The sequence below is a fragment of the Streptomyces sp. R28 genome (assembly GCF_041052385.1).
Taxonomy (GTDB): Bacteria; Actinomycetota; Actinomycetes; order Streptomycetales; family Streptomycetaceae; genus Streptomyces.
Genome location: NZ_CP163439.1, coordinates 5,941,551 through 5,960,789 on the forward strand (window position 1 = coordinate 5,941,551; position 19,239 = coordinate 5,960,789).

General features: G+C 69.2%; 19 protein-coding genes, 1 tRNA gene and 1 pseudogene. 15 read left to right on the top strand and 6 right to left on the bottom strand.

What is annotated here, in order from left to right; genetic code table 11:
- Window positions 1–106 precede the first annotated feature (106 nt).
- The 5 genes from AB5J49_RS26510 to AB5J49_RS26530 all read left to right on the top strand — a co-directional run bounded on the left by AB5J49_RS26510 (window position 107) and on the right by AB5J49_RS26530 (window position 5,192).
- Window positions 107–1,732 carry an alpha/beta hydrolase gene (locus tag AB5J49_RS26510; RefSeq protein WP_369171224.1) on the top strand — a complete coding sequence of 542 codons (1,626 nt, stop codon included), beginning with the start codon at window positions 107–109 and terminating at the stop codon, window positions 1,730–1,732.
- Between the two features lie 161 nt (window positions 1,733–1,893).
- Window positions 1,894–1,967, top strand: a tRNA-Thr gene (locus AB5J49_RS26515).
- A 676-nt stretch (window positions 1,968–2,643) separates the two neighbouring features.
- On the top strand, window positions 2,644–4,095 hold the full coding sequence (locus tag AB5J49_RS26520) for an ATP-binding protein (protein ID WP_369175270.1): 1,452 nt from the start codon (window positions 2,644–2,646) through the stop codon (window positions 4,093–4,095).
- A gap of 272 nt (window positions 4,096–4,367) precedes the next feature.
- A complete protein-coding gene (locus AB5J49_RS26525) occupies window positions 4,368–5,048 on the top strand; it encodes a hypothetical protein (protein WP_369171226.1) in 681 nt (226 codons plus the stop codon).
- Window positions 5,049–5,069: 21 nt separating this feature from the next.
- Window positions 5,070–5,192, top strand: coding sequence for a hypothetical protein (locus AB5J49_RS26530; protein ID WP_369171227.1), 123 nt, complete (start codon window positions 5,070–5,072; stop codon window positions 5,190–5,192).
- Between the two features lie 20 nt (window positions 5,193–5,212).
- Here AB5J49_RS26530 and AB5J49_RS26535 read toward each other — a convergent pair whose 3' ends face one another.
- The 4 genes from AB5J49_RS26535 to AB5J49_RS26550 form a co-directional block, all read right to left on the bottom strand.
- Complete coding sequence (locus AB5J49_RS26535) at window positions 5,213–5,836, bottom strand: hypothetical protein (RefSeq protein WP_369171229.1); 624 nt, start codon at window positions 5,834–5,836, stop codon at window positions 5,213–5,215.
- A gap of 130 nt (window positions 5,837–5,966) precedes the next feature.
- On the bottom strand, window positions 5,967–6,140 hold the full coding sequence (locus tag AB5J49_RS26540; protein WP_369171231.1) for a CsbD family protein: 174 nt from the start codon (window positions 6,138–6,140) through the stop codon (window positions 5,967–5,969).
- A 93-nt stretch (window positions 6,141–6,233) separates the two neighbouring features.
- Window positions 6,234–6,398, bottom strand: coding sequence for a hydrophobic protein (locus tag AB5J49_RS26545; RefSeq protein ID WP_369171232.1), 165 nt, complete (start codon window positions 6,396–6,398; stop codon window positions 6,234–6,236).
- Between the two features lie 117 nt (window positions 6,399–6,515).
- Window positions 6,516–6,728: a hypothetical protein gene (locus AB5J49_RS26550; protein ID WP_369171234.1), complete on the bottom strand. Its 213-nt coding sequence runs from the start codon at window positions 6,726–6,728 to the stop codon at window positions 6,516–6,518.
- A gap of 1,050 nt (window positions 6,729–7,778) precedes the next feature.
- Between AB5J49_RS26550 and AB5J49_RS26555 the strand changes: the two genes are divergently transcribed.
- Window positions 7,779–8,066, top strand: a complete 288-nt coding sequence (locus AB5J49_RS26555) for a hypothetical protein (protein ID WP_369171235.1) — start codon at window positions 7,779–7,781, stop codon at window positions 8,064–8,066.
- A gap of 556 nt (window positions 8,067–8,622) precedes the next feature.
- On the opposite strand, the gene AB5J49_RS26560 is transcribed toward AB5J49_RS26555, so the two are convergent.
- A complete protein-coding gene (locus tag AB5J49_RS26560) occupies window positions 8,623–9,192 on the bottom strand; it encodes a hypothetical protein (protein ID WP_369171236.1) in 570 nt (189 codons plus the stop codon).
- Window positions 9,193–9,615: 423 nt separating this feature from the next.
- On the opposite strand from AB5J49_RS26560, the gene AB5J49_RS26565 reads away from it, so the two are divergent.
- Together AB5J49_RS26565 and AB5J49_RS26570 are read left to right on the top strand one after the other, a co-directional pair.
- On the top strand, window positions 9,616–10,209 hold the full coding sequence (locus tag AB5J49_RS26565) for a hypothetical protein (RefSeq protein WP_369171237.1): 594 nt from the start codon (window positions 9,616–9,618) through the stop codon (window positions 10,207–10,209).
- A gap of 1,327 nt (window positions 10,210–11,536) precedes the next feature.
- Window positions 11,537–12,058: a restriction endonuclease gene (locus tag AB5J49_RS26570; protein ID WP_369171238.1), complete on the top strand. Its 522-nt coding sequence runs from the start codon at window positions 11,537–11,539 to the stop codon at window positions 12,056–12,058.
- A gap of 47 nt (window positions 12,059–12,105) precedes the next feature.
- Here AB5J49_RS26570 and AB5J49_RS26575 read toward each other — a convergent pair whose 3' ends face one another.
- Window positions 12,106–12,429: a three-helix bundle dimerization domain-containing protein gene (locus AB5J49_RS26575; protein ID WP_369171239.1), complete on the bottom strand. Its 324-nt coding sequence runs from the start codon at window positions 12,427–12,429 to the stop codon at window positions 12,106–12,108.
- 153 nt (window positions 12,430–12,582) lie between these two features.
- Between AB5J49_RS26575 and AB5J49_RS26580 the strand changes: the two are divergent.
- From AB5J49_RS26580 to AB5J49_RS26610, 7 genes and pseudogenes are all read left to right on the top strand, one after another.
- Window positions 12,583–13,185, top strand: a pseudogene (locus AB5J49_RS26580) (SPFH domain-containing protein); the annotation flags it as partial.
- Window positions 13,186–13,681: 496 nt separating this feature from the next.
- Window positions 13,682–14,587: a DUF4239 domain-containing protein gene (locus AB5J49_RS26585; RefSeq protein ID WP_369171240.1), complete on the top strand. Its 906-nt coding sequence runs from the start codon at window positions 13,682–13,684 to the stop codon at window positions 14,585–14,587.
- Window positions 14,588–14,688: 101 nt separating this feature from the next.
- Entirely contained in the window at window positions 14,689–15,984 is a 1,296-nt protein-coding gene (locus AB5J49_RS26590; protein WP_369171241.1) for a sugar ABC transporter substrate-binding protein, read from the top strand.
- Window positions 15,985–16,483: 499 nt separating this feature from the next.
- Window positions 16,484–16,909 carry an STAS domain-containing protein gene (locus AB5J49_RS26595; protein ID WP_369171243.1) on the top strand — a complete coding sequence of 142 codons (426 nt, stop codon included), beginning with the start codon at window positions 16,484–16,486 and terminating at the stop codon, window positions 16,907–16,909.
- On the top strand, window positions 16,909–17,571 hold the full coding sequence (locus tag AB5J49_RS26600) for a hypothetical protein (RefSeq protein ID WP_369171245.1): 663 nt from the start codon (window positions 16,909–16,911) through the stop codon (window positions 17,569–17,571). The genes AB5J49_RS26595 and AB5J49_RS26600 overlap by 1 nt, the downstream gene beginning before the upstream one ends.
- The gene (locus tag AB5J49_RS26605) at window positions 17,568–18,329 is read left to right on the top strand and encodes an ANTAR domain-containing protein (RefSeq protein WP_369171247.1); all 762 of its coding nucleotides are present in this window, start codon (window positions 17,568–17,570) and stop codon (window positions 18,327–18,329) included. The genes AB5J49_RS26600 and AB5J49_RS26605 overlap by 4 nt, the downstream gene beginning before the upstream one ends.
- 79 nt (window positions 18,330–18,408) lie before the next feature.
- Window positions 18,409–19,125, top strand: coding sequence for a GAF and ANTAR domain-containing protein (locus tag AB5J49_RS26610; RefSeq protein WP_369171249.1), 717 nt, complete (start codon window positions 18,409–18,411; stop codon window positions 19,123–19,125).
- The last annotated feature ends 114 nt before the right edge of the window (window positions 19,126–19,239 follow it).

Here is a 19,239-nt window from a genome sequence, read left to right on the forward strand (position 1 = left end):
CCCCTCTCACCCGCAAGTGATCAACAGGAGGCCGACCATGTAACTCGTACGAGCCATGGCATGCACTCACAGCATCCGAGCCACTGCACAGAGTTACGCTCGCCAGATGCACACCAGGCGTACTCCAGTCAGCACAGACCCGAGCCCGACCGGGCACGGCCCACGCACCCGCCGCACGAACCCCCGGCGAGCCCGCGCGGCCGGCACCCTCTTCGCCGTCGCCGCGCTGCTCGTCTCCGCCTGCACCTCAGGTGGGTCGACGCGCGCGGGGAACCCGGCGGCCGAGGCGGCGTTGGCCGCACTGCCGCGGTCGACGCCGGCCGCGCTCACGCCGTACTACGGGCAGAAGCTGACCTGGCGCAGCTGCGGGACGCCCGGCTTCCAGTGCGCCACGATGAAGGCGCCGCTCGACTATGCGGAGCCGGGCGCCGGAGACGTCAGACTCGCCGTGGCCCGCAAGAAGGCGACGCGACCGGGCGGGCGGCTCGGGTCGCTGCTCGTGAACCCGGGCGGCCCGGGCGGCTCGGCGATCGCCTACCTCCAGCAGTACGCGGGGATCGGCTACCCGGCCGGCGTGCGCGCCCGGTACGACATGGTCGCGGTCGATCCGCGCGGAGTCGCCCGCAGCGAGCCCGTCAAATGCCTGAACGGCCGCCAGATGGACAGGTACACGCAGACGGACTTCACGCCCGACGACGAGAAGGAGGCCCGCGAACTCGTCGCCACCTACAAGAGGTTCGCGGAAGGGTGCGGAGCGGATGCGCCCGGCCTCCTGCGCCACGTCTCCACCGCCGAGGCGGCCCGGGACATGGACATCCTGCGGGCGGCGCTGGGCGACAAGAAGCTGACCTATGTGGGGGCGTCGTACGGCACCTTCCTCGGGGCGACGTACGCCGGGCTCTTCCCGGACCGGGTGGGCAGGCTGGTGCTGGACGGAGCGATGGACCCCTCGCTGCCGTCCCGCCGGATGAACCTCGACCAGACGGCGGGCTTCGAGACGGCGTTCCAGGCGTTCGCGAGGGACTGCGTGCGCAAGCGGGACTGCCCGCTGGGCACGAAGGCGAGCAGTGTCGGCAAGAACCTCAAGGCCTTCTTCGGGAAGCTCGACGCGCGGCCCATCCCGACGGGCGATCCGGACGGCCGCGTACTCGGCGAATCCCTCGCCACCACCGGCGTGATCGCGGCGATGTACGACGAGGGCGCCTGGGCGCAACTGCGGGACGCGCTGTCCTCGGCGATGAAGGAGAACGACGGCGCGGGTCTCCTGGCACTCTCCGACAGCTACTACGAGCGCGACGCCGACGGTCGCTACACGAACCTGATGTTCGCCAACGCGGCCGTGAACTGCCTGGACCTCCCGGCGGCCTTCGCCACCCCCGACGACGTCCGTGAAGCCCTCCCCGCCTTCGAAAAGGCGTCCCCCGTCTTCGGTGAGGGCCTCGCCTGGGCCACCCTGAACTGCGCGTACTGGCCGGTGGCGCCCACCGGCGAGCCGCGCCGGATCGAGGCGAGGGGCGCGGCCCCCATCGTGGTGGTCGGCACGACCCGCGACCCGGCGACCCCCTACCGCTGGGCCCGCGCCCTCACCGGCCAGCTCTCCTCGGCCCGGCTGCTCACCTATGACGGCGACGGCCACACGGCGTATGGGCGGGGCAGCAGGTGCATCGACAACACGATCAACGCGTATCTCCTCCGGGGGACGCCGCCCACCCGCGGCAAGCGCTGCTCGTAGCTTCTCGCCCGGCCCTGCTCCGGCCCCGGAAGCCCTCGCTCCGGGGGCGGAGGGGGCCTGGGCGGGGACGGTGCGGGGGCTGGACGGGGGCGGTACAGAGCACCTCCGGAAACTGTGTAGACTTACCGACGTTGCTGATCGCACCATAGTGCGGACGGCGCGCCGCCTTAGCTCAGATGGCCAGAGCAACGCACTCGTAATGCGTAGGTCTCGGGTTCGAATCCCGAAGGCGGCTCTTTTGAACCCCAGGTCAGGCCTCTGACCTGGGGTTTTGTTCATTCGTGCTGTCTCGTCCGGGCAGGATCGCGGCTGTTGACCTGCGCAGCCGCATGCGTAGGTCGGAGGTTTGTGGTGGTGTGGTTCGCGGGAGTGTGCGTGCGGGTGCCCCTCTGACCTTGTGGTTTCGAGGGCTCGCCGCCGCCTGATCGGTTCTGGTCGGCAATGGCGTGCGGGAGGGGAGCGCATCCGTGCACCAGTAGTGCAGCAGCCGGCATTGATGGCGGGCGTCCGAGCGGGAAGCGCTGGCCATGGCCAAGTTGTCGATGTCGCACAACCCTGCGCAGGAAGGTTGGCTCGGTCGGTTCCGCCGGCCCGGTGATGCCGTCCGGGGTGAGGGCGGGAGTGTGAATGCCGTACGCGCGCGAGGTGCACCGTGGTACTCCCGGAGCCGTCCGGTCGGCACGAGTTGAAGGCCGACGATGCGGAGATCCTCGCAGCCTCGAACTCCGGCTACGGCGTACCCCCACTGCTCGGCTCGATCCCGCCCGCCTCCTCATCGAAGGTCTACGACACCACCGGTCTTCGCCTCGCGAGATCCGGAGTCGATATCGCCGAGCGGGCGCGCCGAATAAGTTCAGCTATAATAACTCCATCTATATGTTGGAGCTGGTGCTGTGGACAAGCCCGCCGAGATGTTCGACCGTGTCTTCGAATGGGCCGAGCTGACCCGGTTCGCCACCTTGCCTGGCCCGCGGGCCACGCTGGGCGTCGTCTCCGGTCGCCGCCGACAGGGCAAGACCTTCCTGCTCGACGCCGTCACTCGTGCCAGTGGCGGCTTCATGTTCACCGCCACCGAGACCACCGAGGCCGACGCCCTGCGTCAGTTCGGTGAGGCACTGGCCCGTTATCGCGGGCAGCCCACTCCGTTCCGTTTCGCGCACTGGGACGAGGCGGTCGCGGAACTCATGCGCATCGCCGACGCGGGCGGTCCCACCGTGGCGGTCATCGACGAGTTTCCTTTCCTCGCCAAGGCGTCTCCCTCCCTCCCTTCGATCATCCAGCGCGCTCTGGACCCTGCTGCCCAGCACACCAACACGCCCGTGCGTCTGCTGTTGTGCGGCTCCGCGCTGTCGTTCATGGGCCGGTTGCTGTCCGGCAATGCTCCGCTGCGTGGCCGGGCCGGCCTCGAACTCGTGGTCCCGACCCTGGACTTCCGGCTCGCGGCCGAGTTCTGGCAGATCGACGACCCGCGTACCGCGCTCCTGACCAACGCCATCGTCGGGGGTACGCCCGCCTACCGTCGTGAGTTCACCCAGGGGGACACCCCTGCCGAGCCGGACGACTTCGACGACTGGGTCATCCGCGCCGTCCTCAACCCGGCGCGTCCGCTCTTTCGGGAGGCACGCTACCTTCTCGCCGAAGAGCCCGAACTCCACGACACCGCGCTGTACCACTCGGTGCTGGCAGCCATCGCCGCGGGTAACGCGGCTCGTGGTGGCATCGCCGACTACCTGGGGCGCAAGTCCACCGACCTCGCCCACCCGCTGAGCGTGCTCCAGGACGTCGGCATGATCACCCACGAGGCCGATGCCTTTCGCCGCAACCGCTCCGCCTACCGCATCGCCGAGCCGCTCGTCACCTTCTACCACGCGGTCATGCGCCCGGCCTGGGGCGATCTGGAACGCCCCGGGCGGGCGCCCGAGGTATGGCGCCGCGCCCAGTCCACCTTCCGCAGCAAAGTCGTCGGTCCGCACTTCGAGCAGGTCTGTAGGGAATGGGCCCGCTGGCACGCTGCGCCCGACACTCACGGAGGGCATGTCACGCGGGTCGCCAGCGGTACCGTCAACGACCCCGCGGCCAGGACCAGCCACGAAGTCGACGTCGCCGTCCATGGTGAGTCCCACGAGGGCCGCCAGGTGCTGCTCGCCATCGGAGAAGCGAAGTGGAGCGACGTGATGGGAGCCGGCCACCTGGAACGTCTCCGGCACATCCGTTCCCTCCTGACCAAAAGCGGCACGGCCACCGAGGCGACACGGCTGTTCTGCTTCAGCGGCACCGGCTTCACCGATGAACTGCACCACCTCGCGAAGGACGACCGCACGATCCAACTCATCGACCTGCCTCGCCTCTACCACGGCGAGTGACTGCTGATCAGCAGCACAGGGGAGCGGGTTGCCGCGCCGGTTGACGTACCCGCATGAGGAGTTCGGGCTCTCCGGAGAGGAGGTCGCGGGCTCATACGATCATCCGCGACCCGTCGCCGGACGGTCAGGGTGAACGCGGGTGGCCACTACGACATGTCGGCGGCATGCCTGCGGCGAGCCGTTGGTCCTCGGCCGAGAGCGGTGCGTCGCAGTTCGGCGGTAGCGCGGCGAGGCGAGCAGGGCTGCGGACAGGCGGGGCGGATTTCATGCGGATGCGGTGCGAAGCCGGGGCCGAGGAGGAGTTCGAGGCGGCGGGTGGGCTGTTGGTCGACCGGCTGGTCCGGTGGGCCGGGGAGCAGGGGCTGCCGGTGGACGCGTTCATGGCCGAGACAGCGTTGGACTACCGGCACCGGGCGACGGCCGATGGTCGGCTGGGGTGGTGGGAGCCGCGGCATGTGGAGGAGTTGCTGCTGTCCTGGCTCCCCCAGCAGGTCACCGAGCTTCCCGGGGAGGAGCGCGGCGACGGTCCGGGCACGTTGCGCGCCCTCCTGCGCTTTCTGCACGCCGTCCAGTTGGCGGACCCACGCGGCCCCGCGCTCGATGACTCCCTCGGCGCGGTGGACGCGGCCGAAGAACGGTATCCGGAGGCGATGGCGGACCGTAACCGCTGGAGCCTGGCGAAGTTCTGGGCGGTGACCGCTGCCGAGCAGGGCGTGGACGTCATGGACGGGGTGGCGTTGCAGCGGTTCGCTGAGCGCGCTCAGCGTGGGGAGATCGCTTACGACCAGCGGACCCTTGACGAGATCATGGATCGACGGTTGAACGGCCGGGTGTTGGCCGACGGGGCGCGGGCCGAGCCACAGCTGCCTGTCGTACTGCCTTCGGAAGGTGAACTGCGACGACAGGCCGAGGCGTCGACGCTTGCAGCGCAGCTGCGGGGGCTTGCGGAGTGAGTGGGGCGCGAGGGGCGGGTGGTGACAGCCACGGGGCGGCTGCGGATGGCCGATGCCCGCGAGCTGGTGGATGTGCTCGGTACCGGGGACAGGACCGAGGGGGTGCGCTCTTCGAACGACCTGCCGCGGCTGGGGTTGCGGTGAGTGTTCGGCGTCGTGGGACATCAGGTGCTGGTTCCCTTCGCGTGGCGTCGGGCCAGTGGCCATGGCGCGTGGCCCTGGTCGTCGGGGGACGACGCGTCGCGCCGGTCCGGGGCGGCCGGTTGTTCGGTGACCAGTGCCTCGAAGAGGCTTCGGGCTTCGATCATGGCCTTCCGCATTTCCTCGGTGCTGCTCTGGCCGCGGGCTGCTGTGTGCATGCTGCGGTAGCCCTGGACGTAGTGGGGGTGGTGGACGGAGAGGGCGGCGATCTGGTCGTCGAACTGCTCGCCGTCGGGGAAGCCGCGGTCCCTTGCCAGGCGCGCCAGCAAGGCGTCTGCCTCGGTGACGGCCTGCTGCGGTGATTCGACGAACTGCTCCTGGATTGCGGCCCATCGCGTCATATGGCGCTCGCGGGCCGTGGGCGACAGCGCTTGCTCCGTGAGGGAGCCGTGCTCCTTCACACGCGCGCCGAGTTCCTGTTCGGCGGCCTTGGTGTCGCCGTCGTGGCAGGCGACTGCGCGGGCGTACTCGGGGCCGAAGCGGCGCTTCAGCCCTTGTCCGCCGCCGTCCCGGGCTCGTCCACGTCCGATGTAGAGGAGGGTGGCCAGGCCGATGACGATCACGGCGGTGATCACGACGGTGAACATGGCTGCCTTCCTTGGCTCTCGGTTCGCGCGTTGGTCTGCTTCATTGCCGTCAATTCCTGTCGGCTGACTGAGGGTTCGGGCCTGCCGGGTGGTGTCCACTCGACGTGGGCACCACCCGGGGCGTGGGTGGTCACGGCCTGAAGGCGTCTTTGGCCTTGTCGCCGGACTGCTTCAGGTTTCCGGAGACCCGGTCGGTCCTGCCTTCGCGCTGCAGTCGCCTGTTGCGGGTGGTCCGGCCGATGCGTTCGGTGATCCGGCCCTTGAACGCCTGTGTCTTGTGCCTGATGGTCTGTCCGACGCTCATGGTCGGCCTCCTGCTTGTCCGGTGAGTGGGTTCCCGCGTGTGATCGCCGTACAGGCCGCTGTTCCCGCGGGCAGGATCGAGTTCCGGAACGGACTACCTGTGGCTGTGCCGGCGGCCGCCACCGCCGCGCCCGCGCATGGCGAAGCCGGCGATCCAGACGACCAGCAGGACGGCCGCGACCCACCACAGGATCTGCATCGTGAAGCCGAACCCGAACACCGCCAGGATCAGCAGAAGGAGAAGAATCCAAAGGATCATCGCGGGGCCTCCAGATCGCGGGGATTTCCTTGATTCCGCGGGGTCCGGGCGAAGCGGGAAGGTGGAATGCGTCGCCCCAGTGATCCGGAGCGGCATGGCCCTACGCCGTGCTGTCAGTCAACGCCCGGCAACCTCTCCTGTCAACGCGGTGTCGACACGGGCGGGTTCGGGGAGCCGGGCAGAGGTCACTGGGGTGAGCGGAGCCTCGGCGGGGGCTTCGGCAGGCTGGGCCGGCGGCGTCGGCAGGATGTGGTCCTCCCACCAGGACAGGGCCATCACGGTGGCGAGCAGGACGAAGGGGGTCGAGGCGGGAACGATCAGCGCGTACATGTGTATCGCCTGTCGGTGGATACGTGCGACACGGCGGACAGCGGATGGACGGTGCCCGCATGGGCGCATCGAGGCCGCGCCGGGATCGCTTGGCGACGGCGGGTGCGGGAGCGGCCCGTTGGTGGCGGGGCAGGTTCCGGCACCGATGCGCGAGGTGCGTCCCCGAAGGAGCGCGAGAGGTGATCGACGCTGCCGGGGGCTCGGGCAGTACCGCGCACGCCAGCCCTCGCCGCGCCCCCTGGACAGACGGCAAGTGGCCATCCGGTCCCGGCGGAAGACGCTGGCGTGGGCCGCTGTCCGCGACCTCTGGGGAGGACTACGCTGTGTACAGGCCCCGGCCCCCGGCAGTGATGTTCTGTTCCGCTCCGGGGAGGCCCGCCATGTTCGTCCTGCTCCTCATCCTCGTCGTGGTCCTGTTCGGCTTCGGCTTCCTCAGCCCCCTGTGGTGGGTGGCCGCGGCCGTGCTGGTCTTCGGCGCCACCCAACGCGGCCGCGATCGCGGGGGAGGCTGGATCCGCGGCGACGGTTCCGATCTCGGGGACTACCGGGACTACGAGAACCGCCGGGACTGTCAGGACCGCTGGGACCGCCGCTACAGCCGACGGAGCCGGGCGCGTTGGAGGCGCGAGGACCATCGGACCATGAACACCACAGGTGACCCGTGGAGTGGCCCGGCAGCCACGGGTTCCGCGACGGCTTCAGCCGGGCCGGACACGTCGAAATCGTTGAGAGGCGCATGCCATGTAACGCACCACCGTGATCCAACAGGAGTGGTGCCCACGGACGGGATGGCTGCCGTGTTCGCCGCGGCCGGGATCTTCGATGGCAGCCGTCCGCCGCGACCGGGGCGAGGCCAGAGACGTGGACGCGACACTCCGCAGCTTCACGCAGGCACCGGTGGGGCCGTGGCTCCCGACTTCGCCGTGGTGATCGGACTGATTCTCGTCGGTGTTCTCTCCTTCGCCCCATCCCGCCGGCGCCGCCTGTGAAGCGGTGGCCCAAGCCGGGCCGGCGGGGTTTCAACTCCACTGGCAGGGCCAGTCGTTGGGCATGTCCAGACGCTACGGCGGAAGCCCCGCGGGGACGGTCATCTCCATCATCGCGGACATCGCGGCACTGATCCTGATCCTGTGGATCGCCCTCTACCTGTTCGACGCCAACACCGCCAACAGCACGGTCTCCTGGGTCCACGACGCGGCGAACTGGCTCTCGGGCTGGTCGCGCAATCTGTTCACCATCCACTCGGACAACTGGCGCACCGTGGTCAACTACGGCCTGCCCGCTGTCGTCTACCTGCTGATCGGTCACGCGGTGGCCGGGCGGGTCAACAGGACCTAGACCCGTTTCGAAGGTCCCTCGCGCGGTGGCCTGCGAGGTTTCGCCCGGCTCGGTCCTCGCTGCCCGCCGTCACGCCGATGGTCACGGCGCCGACGGCTGTCGGGCTCCGGAACTATCAAGGGACGTCGATGGGGAATCTCAGAGAAGAAGAACGGGCGCCCGAGCGCAAGGTCCTCGACCTGACTCTTGTGCAGGTAGTGGCGAGCGCACTCGCGACTGTGGCGGGCGCGGTACTGGCGTCCCTGCTGGGGGTGACCGGGACGATCATCGGCGCCGCCGTGGTCAGTGCCAGCGCGACCACCGGTGCGGCGGTCTTCTCGCATGCTTTCCGGCGGACAGGCGAGGGGATCCGCAGCCGGGTACCGCCCGTGGGAGTGCCGAGGACGCCGGGCGAGGAGCGGGCGGAACACCGCGCGGATGCCCGGGCGGCGTTCGGGCCACCGGCCGACGCCAAGGCTGTTGACGCCAGGCCGCCCTTCGGGCCCGGTGGCCCGGATGGCGAGCGCGGCGGGACGACAGCGGACTCCGCGCCTCCCGGAGGCGAGTCGGTCACCACCTATCGTGGTGGCTCCGTCCGGAGATCCATCGGATGGAGGAAGTACGCCCTGGCGACGGGCCTGGTGTTCGCCCTGGCGATGATCACGGTGACCGCGGTGGAGCTGATCATGGGCAAGCCGGTGACGGCCGTGGTCAAGAACGAGCCGGGCAGTGGAACCTCGGTGGGCGGTGGCTCGGCCGGTACCCCCGGTCCCGCCGACAGCCGGGCACCCACCCCGGGTGCGTCCAGCGGCACGGCGCCACAGACGGCCGGCTCTGCCTCGCCGGAGGTGAGCGCGGCGCCGGACACCAGTTCCGGTCCCAGTGCCGGCCCCAGCTCCAGCCTCAGCTCCAGCCCCAGCTCCAGCCTCAGCTCCAGTTCCAGCCCCAGTGGTTCGGCGTCGTCCGCGCCGTCCAGCGGCGCTGCCGTGAGCAGTTCCGGCGCCACCGCTGATTGAGCAGCGTCGAGCAGGTCCAGACCTCGGCGGGCAGCCTCGTCGGCGATAGGTGCGTAGGCGTGCTCGTCGCGCGTCAACGCCGGCCGGATGCGCGGTGTCGTGCCGAGCACCGGGCCGACGCCGGTCGCCACAGGCGGGTGGCTGCCACGGCGGGAGTGCCGGGTCCTCGGCCGTGGCCGCGCGGGCTCTTCGTCACATGCCCGTACAGCCGAAGCCGGTGACCAGCACCCGCGGCACGTCTGGCCGAAGGGGTCGCGCCATGACCTGAACGACCCGGCGGTCGGCCGGCCCGCCGCCGGCCGGCGATACACCGATGAGGACGCGGATGGTGTACCCCTTCAGTTGCCGCGGCCACAGTGGTCCCGTGCCCCCAACCGGCCCCGGCGCGGCGCCGATCCGGGGCTATGCTGACGAACAGACGTCCCGGACCCCGGCGCCGCACCGCCCATCGGCCGCGATGGCACTCCCGCCGAGCTGCCGGTCTCCTGAACCGAGGGCGCCCCATGCACACTCCGCGGCAATCACACGAACCCGAAGGCTTGGAGCCGTCCGCCATGGACACGGTGCGGCTGCGCCGGCTGAACCGCTGGCAGGCCGAGGGACTGCGGGAGGACCTGGCGGATCTGTACGTGGAGTCCTCCACCACCCCGCCCGGCGAGGAGTTCCGCGGCCGGCAGGAGTTCCTGCACCGTCTGGCGGACGGCGTGAAACTGCCGGGATTCGACATGCTGGTCGCCGAGGCCCGGTCCCTGACCGGCTGTGTCTTCGGAATCCCCGTGCCGCGTGACGGCTCCTGGTGGCAGGGGTTCGACGGGCCGCTGCCGCAGAACCTGGAGCAACTGACCGCGTCCGGACACGTCTTCGCGATCCTTGAAACCGTCGTCCATCCGCACCGGTACGCCCGCGGGCTCGCCCGCCGGCTCCAGGAGCGGCTGCTCGCCGACCACCAGGCTTCGCTCGGCGTCACCTTGGTGGACCAGTCCGACCGTTCGGCCTGTGCCGCCTTGGAGGCGTGGGGCTGGCAGAACGCGGGCCAGGTCCACCGCGCCCCGACCGTCCGGCGCGTACTGCTTCTGCCGCTCGGAGAGCGCACGACGGAGCATCCGGACGGACTCGCGCACAACGACCGGACCCAACGGCCCGGATAGCCGCCGGCGCCGTCCGCGCCGGCAGGGCGCGACGCGTGCGAAGACGTGGAGGCGTCGCGAAGACGTGGAGGAGCGGGTGGAGCTGTCGCCGGAGCAGGAGGCGCGGCGGATCGCCGCGGTGCGTCGTTACGACATCCTGGACAGACCGTCCGACGGGGCATTCGACCGGATCGCCGCGCTGGCCGCCCGCCTGTTCGACGCCCCGGCCGCCACGGTGACGATCGTGGGCACCGACCGGGTCTGGTTCAAGGCCGCGTACGGTCTGGCGGGGGTCACGCAGATCGGCCGGGACCCGGGGCTGAGCACGTTCGGCGATCCTCACCGGCAGTCCTCTGGTCGTCCCCGACACACTCGACGACCCGGTCGCCCGCGCCCACTCCCTGGTGACGGCCCGGCTCGGGTGCGGTTCCACGCCGCCGCCCCGATCACCACCGGCGACGGTCACCGCCTCGGCACCGTGGATGTCCTCACACCAAGCCGCCTCCACCCTGCAGCGCACCCTGCTGCCCCCGGCACTGCCGCAAGTGCCGGGCCTGGAGGCCGCCTGCCACTAATCGGGCACGTCACCGCTGGGACCTGGTGGGGCCGGGGCCGCGGGACCACGCCGCCCGGAATGCGCGGTCACGCGCGCTTCTCGGCCGACTTCGGGGAGGTCCTTGCGGGCGGGGTTTTCCGACCCTCGATCAGCGCTACTGCATCAGCAGCATCTCGTTGAGGCCGACGCCCGACGAGAGCCGGGCGGAACGTGTTCTGATCACCGTTTGAGTCTCGCGCGGATTCGCACCCCCCGGCGAGGACCCACCTCATGGGAACGCGTGTGCCATGGGGGTACGCGATGGGCGGATCCGCCGTAGCCCCGAGTGTTCGGCGAGGCCGAAAAGGGTGCTCGCTCTCATCGGGCCGGGAAATCTGACCTAGCGTCAAGAGCCTCTACACCGACGCCTGTTGTCCGGTCGGAGTGGCCGCGCGGGAGCGCCGAGGAGGACGCGGTGTGTTCGATCGATCCGCATGTGGGGAACGACGGTACTCAAGTCGGAGGAGCCGGTCGCTGTGCTCCGGGAGCGGTCACTGTTGACACGGACGGGGGGCGCACGACTCCGGTGCCGGGCGTCTCGGGACCTGTCGCTGTGCGGGGGCGGCCGTGAGCCGCCGGCCGCCGGTGCGGCGGACTCGTAAGCCTCCGAAGCGTGCCCCGGTCCTGACGAAGCCCAGAGGGCCCCAGCCGTTGGTGCCGGCCATAGCGGCTGTCGCGAGTGTCGGGTTCTTGGGCGCCGTGGGGCAGTGGCTGCTGGGCAACTAGTGGCTGATCGCCGTACTCGCCGCCATCGTGGCCGGGGCCGGCGGTCTCTGGCTCACGCAGTGGGCGGTGAGCGCCCGCTGGGAGCGGGTGCACGTGCGGAGGCTGCGGTACGGGCTCCCTCAGCTCGACGGGCTCCACCACGAGGACTTCGAGTTCGCGGTACGGGACCTGATGCGCCGTGACGGCTGTGCGGATGCCGTACAGGTGGGCGGGGCCGGGGACAACGGCGCCGATGTGACGGCGACCGATCCGCTCGGCAGGCGCTGGGGGATCCAGTGCAAGCACCGCCAGGACGGGGCCTCGGGGTCGCCGGTGGGTACCCCGGATCTGCATGTGCTCAACGGCACCGGCCGGCAGCTGCACGGCGGGGACGTGGTGGTCCTGGTGACGAACGGACGTTTCACGGCGGGGTGTGCGCCGCTCGCGAAGTCCCAGAAGCTCCATCTGGTCGACCGCGGAACACTGGGGAAGTGGGCGGGAGGTTCACAGCCGCTCTGGGAGCTGCTTCAGCGGCTGCCCTCGCCGGGGAAGCGGTCGGCGTTGTCCTGAGAACCGTTGTCGTGCTGATCGCGGGCGCGGTGCCGGTGCAGAGCGGGTCAGGGCGCTTCGAAGCCTTCGCCGAGCCCTGGTGATGGAGTTGCCTCGGACTCGTGGGACTCGTGGGACTCGTCGGACTCCTCGCGAAGAGGAGCCGTGGGATCGGGGCGGCGGACGAGTTGTCGTAGCCTGTCGCGGCTGTTGTGCTCGACGAGGATCGGCACGTAGCCCGCGATACGAGCGTTGCTGAGTGGCTGGTAGCAGTCCCGCACCACCTTCCGCACGACCGCGGGCGTCAGCAGGCCGGCGTAGGAGGCCGTCAGATGGTCTGTGAGCTTTTGAAAGGTGTCGGGTAGCGCGGGCTCGGCCGTCTTCGCGCCCATGGCGCGCTCCTCACTGTCACGGACGGCGGACCGCGGCGGCAGCCGATCGGTATCCGGTGCTCGGCGTCGGCCCGTCCACTTCCCACACTTGCACGGATCGCGTCCGTGGATACGGCCCGCCGGATCTGTTCATCCACTGGCCATCTCGGAACAGTCGACCGCGTACGGGAGACCTCGCTCCGCGCCGTCATCGGCAGGGCGGATCTGGATACGCTCCTGTCGGACCGCGACCACATCAACGCGGAGCTCAAGAAGGTGATGGACGCCCCCACCGAGGAACCCTGGGGACAGCGCATCGAACGTGTGGAGATCAAGGACATCGCCCTCCCGGAGTCGATGACGCGCTCCATGTCCAAGCAGGCTGAGGCCGAGCGGGAACGCCGGGCCCGGGTCATCGCCGCCGACGGCGAGTTCCAGGCGTCCCAGCGGCTCACCGACGCTGCGGCGACCATGGCCGAGACACCGGGTGCACTCCAACTGCGCCTGCTGCAAACCGTGGTGGACGTCTCGGCGGAGAAGAACTGCACGCTGGTCATGCCGTTCCCGGTGGAGATGCTCCGCTTCTTCGAGCACCAGAGCCGGGAGACCGACGGCGAATCCATCCACCGGAGCCTTCCGCGCCCCGCGCTCCCCGAACGCCCGGAACTCCCCGAGCTGGTCACCTCTGCCGCACCCGCCGTCCCTCTGAGCGGAGAACGGGTCGGCAGTCACAAGCCGGTGGCTGAACGTCGGGAGAACTGTCTCGATCGACAATGACCAAAGGGCGGAGAGAGATATGCCCGCCACCCCGGCGTAGCCGGAGATCACCTTCCTCGCCCGCGCTACGCCCGCACCAATGACGGCAGCTTCCCGGGGCGTTCTTCGTACCAGGTTGCGCTGGGTGGCGTGCGCACGAGAGATCTGCGTGTGCCGTGTGATGGTGACTGCTTCTTGCTGGCTTCGCGCGCTCTGGTGATGACGGCGGTCGCTTAAGGACCATCGTGCTGGGATGCGATGGCGGCAGCGCGGCTCTGGTATCTCGTCATGTCCTGGTCGGTGGGGCACATCAGGAGCCCTCAGCCCTGACACCAGCGGATGAGCAGTGGCACGAGGAGTAGTCGAATGCGGCACGCCGTCGTTCTGGGTTCCGGCTTCGCCGGTCTTGCGACGGCCCGATCAGAGGCCGTCATGTGCGTGCCTTCCTCGCCCGCGCTCAACTCGCAAAGGCTGTCCCTGAAAAGACCGCCATGATAAAAGGGGGCGAGTTCAACGTATGCCTGGTTGGTTCTCGCATTTGACATTCTGGTCGCAGGCTGTGCTCCTGGTCGGGGGCTTTCTTGTTTTCGGCCTGGGCGGTCTGCTCGCACGCTCCCGGGTTCGGCGATGGTTCGGCGAAGATCCTGAGCACAACGAACGCGTCAGATTCCTGGTCGAAGTCGTTGGCGCCTTTTACGCCCTGCTGATCGGGCTGGTTGCCGTGGGGGCATATGATCACTATGTGGAGGTGGAGAAACTCGTCAATGAGGAAGCCTCGCAACTCACCACCGTCTATCGTGCCGGCCAGGCGTTTCCCAACAGTCGTAGATGTCGACTTCAGTCACAGGTGCGGAACTACGCCGATAATGTGATCAATGAGGTCTGGCCGAAGCAGCAACGGGGCGAAATCGCTGAGGATCAAGGGCGGCTGGATGCCGTGTTTGAATCTCTGATGTTCTATGAACCGAAGAATGAACAGGAGTCGAACGCCCAGTCCGTAACCCTCGAAGCCTTCAATGACTACAACAACCTTCGCCGTGAACGGCAGGGGGAGGTGAGCATCGGGCTGCTGCCTGTGCTGTATCTCGTCCTCTTCGGCGGTGCGTTCGTGACCATTGGGGCAACCTGGGTACTTGTTGGCGTCAGACTGGTCGACCACGTGGCACTGACCGGCCTCCTGTCGCTTTTCATCGGCCTGTTCATCACGCTGATCATCGCACTCGATCACCCCCTCCAGGACAGCAACGCGATCGGGCTGACACCCTGGAAGGTCGCGCTGACGCAAGGAATGGGAGTTCCCCCCGAGGGAGAAGAGCAGATCACTACCTACTTCGGGGTATCGAGCGCGGAGCGGGTGCCGGGCTGTCTCCTTGACGTTCCTGACTACGTTTCGTTCGCAAGCTCGGAGCAGCTCCCGCAGTAAGCAGCTCAGGCCTGTTCTCCGATGCTCCTGATGTCAACAGAGGGGAACCTATGCCGTACAGGCGACCCGGACAGTTCACGCGTATCTCTGTCGTCGGAGCCTTGCTCACCTCACTCGTGCTTGGCGCTGCCGCGTGCGCCGGGAAAGAGCAGGACACGACCATCACGGTGGCGTCCGTCGACTTCACGCGGGACATGAAGAAACTCGTCGACGATTTCCAGCGCATCCATCCACACACCCGCGTGAAGTTCGATTTTCTCCCCGAGAGTGTGCTGCGGAACCGGCTGTCCAAGGGCATCGCCAACGAGGACGGCGCCTACGATGTCGTCTCCATCGGCCCGTGGGAGGCGCCGATATGGGCGTCGCGAGGATGGCTCACCCGACTCGACGTCCTGGCGAGCCAGGGCGACTACGACGTACAGGATTTCGTTCCTGTGGTGCGCACGGCGCTGTCGTACCGGGGCGGCCTGTACGCGGTGCCGTACTACGGGGAGTCGTCCTTCCTGATGTACCGCAAGGACCTGTTCGCCAAGGCCGGGCTGACCATGCCGGAACGCCCGACCTGGCAGCAGGTTGCCGAGCTGGCGGCCGAGCTCGACGATCCGCGACACGGCACCGCCGGAATCTGCCTGCGCGGAGGTCCCGTCTGGCTGGACCTGTTGCCTCTCAACACCGTGATCCTGACCTTCGGAGGCCGTTGGTTCGACGAGAGATGGAACCCCCAACTCACCTCCCCCGAAACCAAGCGGGCGGTGCAGTTCTACGTGGACCTGGTCCGCAGCTCCGGCGAGTCCCGGGCCTCCGAAGCCGGGCCCGCCCAGTGCCAGGCGGCGATGCAGCGGGGCAAGGCGGCCATGATGTATGACGCCACCTTCTTTGCCGGCCGTCTCGAGAATCCCAAGACCAGCAAGGTCGTCGGCAAGCTCGGCTACGCCCCGGCGCCGGTGATGCGCACGGACAGCTCCGGATGGCTGTGGACCTGGGCGCTGGCGATCCCGATCACGTCCAAGCACCCGCAAGCCGCGTGGGACTTCGTCTCCTGGGCCACGTCGAAACGGTACGTGAAGCTCTACGGCGAAAGGCTCGGCTGGGTCGCAGTGCCACCCGGCAGCCGGCTGTCCACGTACCGGCTTCCTCCGTACAAGAAGGCCGCCAAGGCGTTTCTCCGACCGACGCTGAACGCGCTCAACGCCGTGAACCTCACGCGGCCCGGCCTGCACAAGCAGCCGTGGACGGGAACGTCGTACGTGGGTATCCCGGAGTACGCGGGTCTCGGCGGCCGGGTGGCCAAGGAGATCTCCGCGGCGATCGCCGGCCGTCAGTCGGTCGACGAGGCGCTGGCGAAGGCCCAACTCTTCGCGAACGACGTGGTCGAGGGTGGCGGCTACAGGGACTGATCCGGGGTCTGACCGGTATTGGACCGGTCAGACCCCGGTCCGTTCCGCCTCCCTCGGCCACCCCGGAACCCTCCTCGGGCAGTCGACGGACTGCCGTACCTGAGCGGCTGTTCGCCGCCGCTTTCGCGTTGTGGGCCCAAGTACCGTGCAGGACGCCGGACATGCGCGCGCCACCGCGCTTCGACACCGTCCGCATCTTGAGATGGGGTGGCTTCGGACCGTCTGCCGCACTGGGCCAGGACTATGCTGCTGTACAGGCGTCCCAGACCCCGGCGGCTTGTCGTTTCGAGACACAGATGGCTCCGGGAGCGGGTTCTTCGTCCGTCACCCGGCGCATCCCTGGAGGGAACCGGGTGGGTCCTTTGTTCTGTCGCACAGGCCCTCGGACCGCCGTCGTTCCACCTCCGCCGAACGTACGCCCCTGCCGACAGCGCGCGAAGAGGGGCCGGGAACCGGCGTCCCCATCTCGCTGCCGGATGGTCTTTGGAACCGAGGTGTCATGTCCCTCCCACAGCTCACCATCTACCGTCACGACCGTCGGGACCGGGCGCTGGTCACCCTGGCCGGTGAGATCGACCTGGAATCGGCGCCGCTGGTGTGCGCAGCGCTGGCGCGGTGCTTGAGCGACGGCATCCGCTTCGTCGATGTCGACCTCACCCCCGTGACCTTCTGCGACTGCAGCGGCCTCAATGTCTTCCTCTACGCCGTGCAGCGGACGAGGGAGGCCGGCGGGATCCTGCGACTGCACAACCCGCCACCGACAATGGGCCGAATCCTCGACCTCACCGGCTCGGGGTTCCTGCTTCTGGGCCTTCCGCTCGGGCATCTGCCACCGTCTCCCGGGGACGTCCCTGCCCCGGCTGCTCCAGCCCTGCCGCAGCGGAGTGTTCCGCTGGTGGCTGTCCTCTCGGGCGATGTGCGGTGATGGCCCAGCCCGGGCAGGGGCAGCCGCACGAGCCGCATGCGGGCGAGTCGTCCACCATGGACGCGGTGCGGTTGCGCCGGGTGAACCGCTGGCTGGCGCAGGACCTGGGCGGGGAGCTGGCGGATCTGTACGTCGACTCCCGAGAGACGTCCCCCGCTGAGGCGTACCGTAGCCGCAGCCGCCAGGACTTCCTGAACCGTCTCACCGGCGACATCCGACGGCCGGGGTTCGCCATGGTGATCGCGGAGACGGACGGACTGGTGGGATGCGCCTACGGATTCCCGGTGCGCAGTGACGGCTTCTGGTGGCTCGGGTTCGACGGGGCACTGCCGTCCAGCATCGAGCAGATCACCGAGTCGGGCGGGGTCTTCGCGATCACCGACATCCTGGTCCGCCCGCCCCCGCAGGACCAGGATGTGGCCCGCCGGTTGCAGAAGCGGCTGCTGAGCGACCACCAGGCATCCCTCGGCGCCACCCTGGTGGATCAGGACGATCACCCGGCCCTCGCGTCCCTCCGCTCCTGGGGGTGGCTGGACGTGGGAGAGGTGCGGCGGCCGGCGAGCCCGACCATGTTCCGTGCGCTGGTGTTCCCCCTCGGGGAACGGACCGCGGCGAGGCTGGAGGGACTGGCACACGACGCCTGGACCCGGTGGCCCGGATGAGGTCCGACAGCCGCTCGGCCCGCATCCAGGTGCTGGTCGCCGAGCAGGCGGCCCGACGCGGCGCCCGGGTCGGTGTGGTGGACGTGTGCACCGCGGCCGTGGCCGCCCTCCCGGTCGGCGGCGCCGGGCTGTCTGCCATGTCCAAGGCCGCGGCCAGCCATCCGCTGTGCAGCACCGACGACATCAGCGAGCAGCTGGAGGAGTTGCAGCTCACGCTCGGCGAGGGGCCTTGCGTGGACGCCTTCACACAGGGTTCCGCCGTCCTGACACCCGATCTGCTCACCGGCCAACTGCAGGACCGCTGGACCGTGTTCGCCGATGCGGCCCTGGAAGCCGGGGCACGCGCGGTGTTCGCGCTCCCCCTGCAGATCGGGGCGATCAGCCCGGGAGTCCTCGACCTGTACGCCGACGTGCCAACCGTCCTGGACGCGGAGGAGCTGGCCGACGCGCTGGCGTTCGCCGACCTTGCGACGCTGCTTCTCCTCGATGCACGGATCGAGGAGGCGGGCGCGCCGGCCGGCGGGCCGTCGCCGGACCGCGGCTTCGAGGACCTGGGCGCGTACCGGGCGGAGATCGACCAGGCCAGCGGGATGCTCACGGTTCAGCTCGGCGTCGGCATCGACGAAGCCTTCGTCAGACTCCGCGCCCACGCCTATACGCAGGGACGCCGGCTCGCCGACGTGGCCGCCGACGTGGTGGCCCACCGGCTCCGCTTCTCGCCGGACGCGGAACCCAGACAGACCGACGAGGAAACCTGACGCACCGGTGCCATCCGACGAACGTGCTGCACTTCCCGCCCCCTCCCGGCGGAACTAGTCTCAATCGAGGGTGTTCACGATGAATCAGCAGCTCCTGGCCAAGACCTTCGTCGAGTTGGCGGACAACCTGGTCGCCGACTTCGACCTCATCGACTTCCTGCGCCTGCTGACCGACCGCTGCGTCAGCATGCTCGACGCCAGCGCCGCCGGAGTGCTGCTCGCCGACCGGGACGGCAAACTCCGCGTCATGGCCGCCTCCGACGAACAGGTGCGCCTGCTGGAGCTCTTCCAGCTCCAGAACGACGAAGGCCCCTGCCTCGAATGCTTCCGCACCGGCGCACCAGTGATCGTCCACGACCTGACCCGGGAGGTCGACCGCTGGCCGCGCTTCGTCACGGCGGCCCACCGCAGCGGCTTCGGGGCCGTCCAGGCCCTGCCCATGCGTCTGCGGGACGAGGTCGTCGGCGCCCTGAACCTCTTCCGCGCCGCCCCCGGCCCCTTCGACCCGCCCGCCACACTCATCGCCCAGGCCCTGGCCGACGTCGCCACCATCAGCCTCCTGCAACAACGCTCCACCCATCGGAGCACCGTCCTCAACGAACAGCTGCAGACGGCGCTGAACAGCCGCGTCCTGATCGAACAGGCCAAGGGCAAACTCGCCGAACGCCAGGGCATCGACATGGAGCAGGCCTTCACCGCACTGCGCGGCTACGCCCGTTCCCACAACCGGCGCCTGTCCGACCTGGCCCGCGCCTTCATCGACGGCACGGAACCCCTCCCCGGCCTGGTGGCCTGACACCGTCGCCGGCTGGGAAGGCGCCCATGGGCTTTGGAACGGGGCCGAAGAAGGTCATCCCGTGTGCCGTTACGGCACGGGGACGAGGCAGAGGGGGTCGAGAGCGGGCTCTTG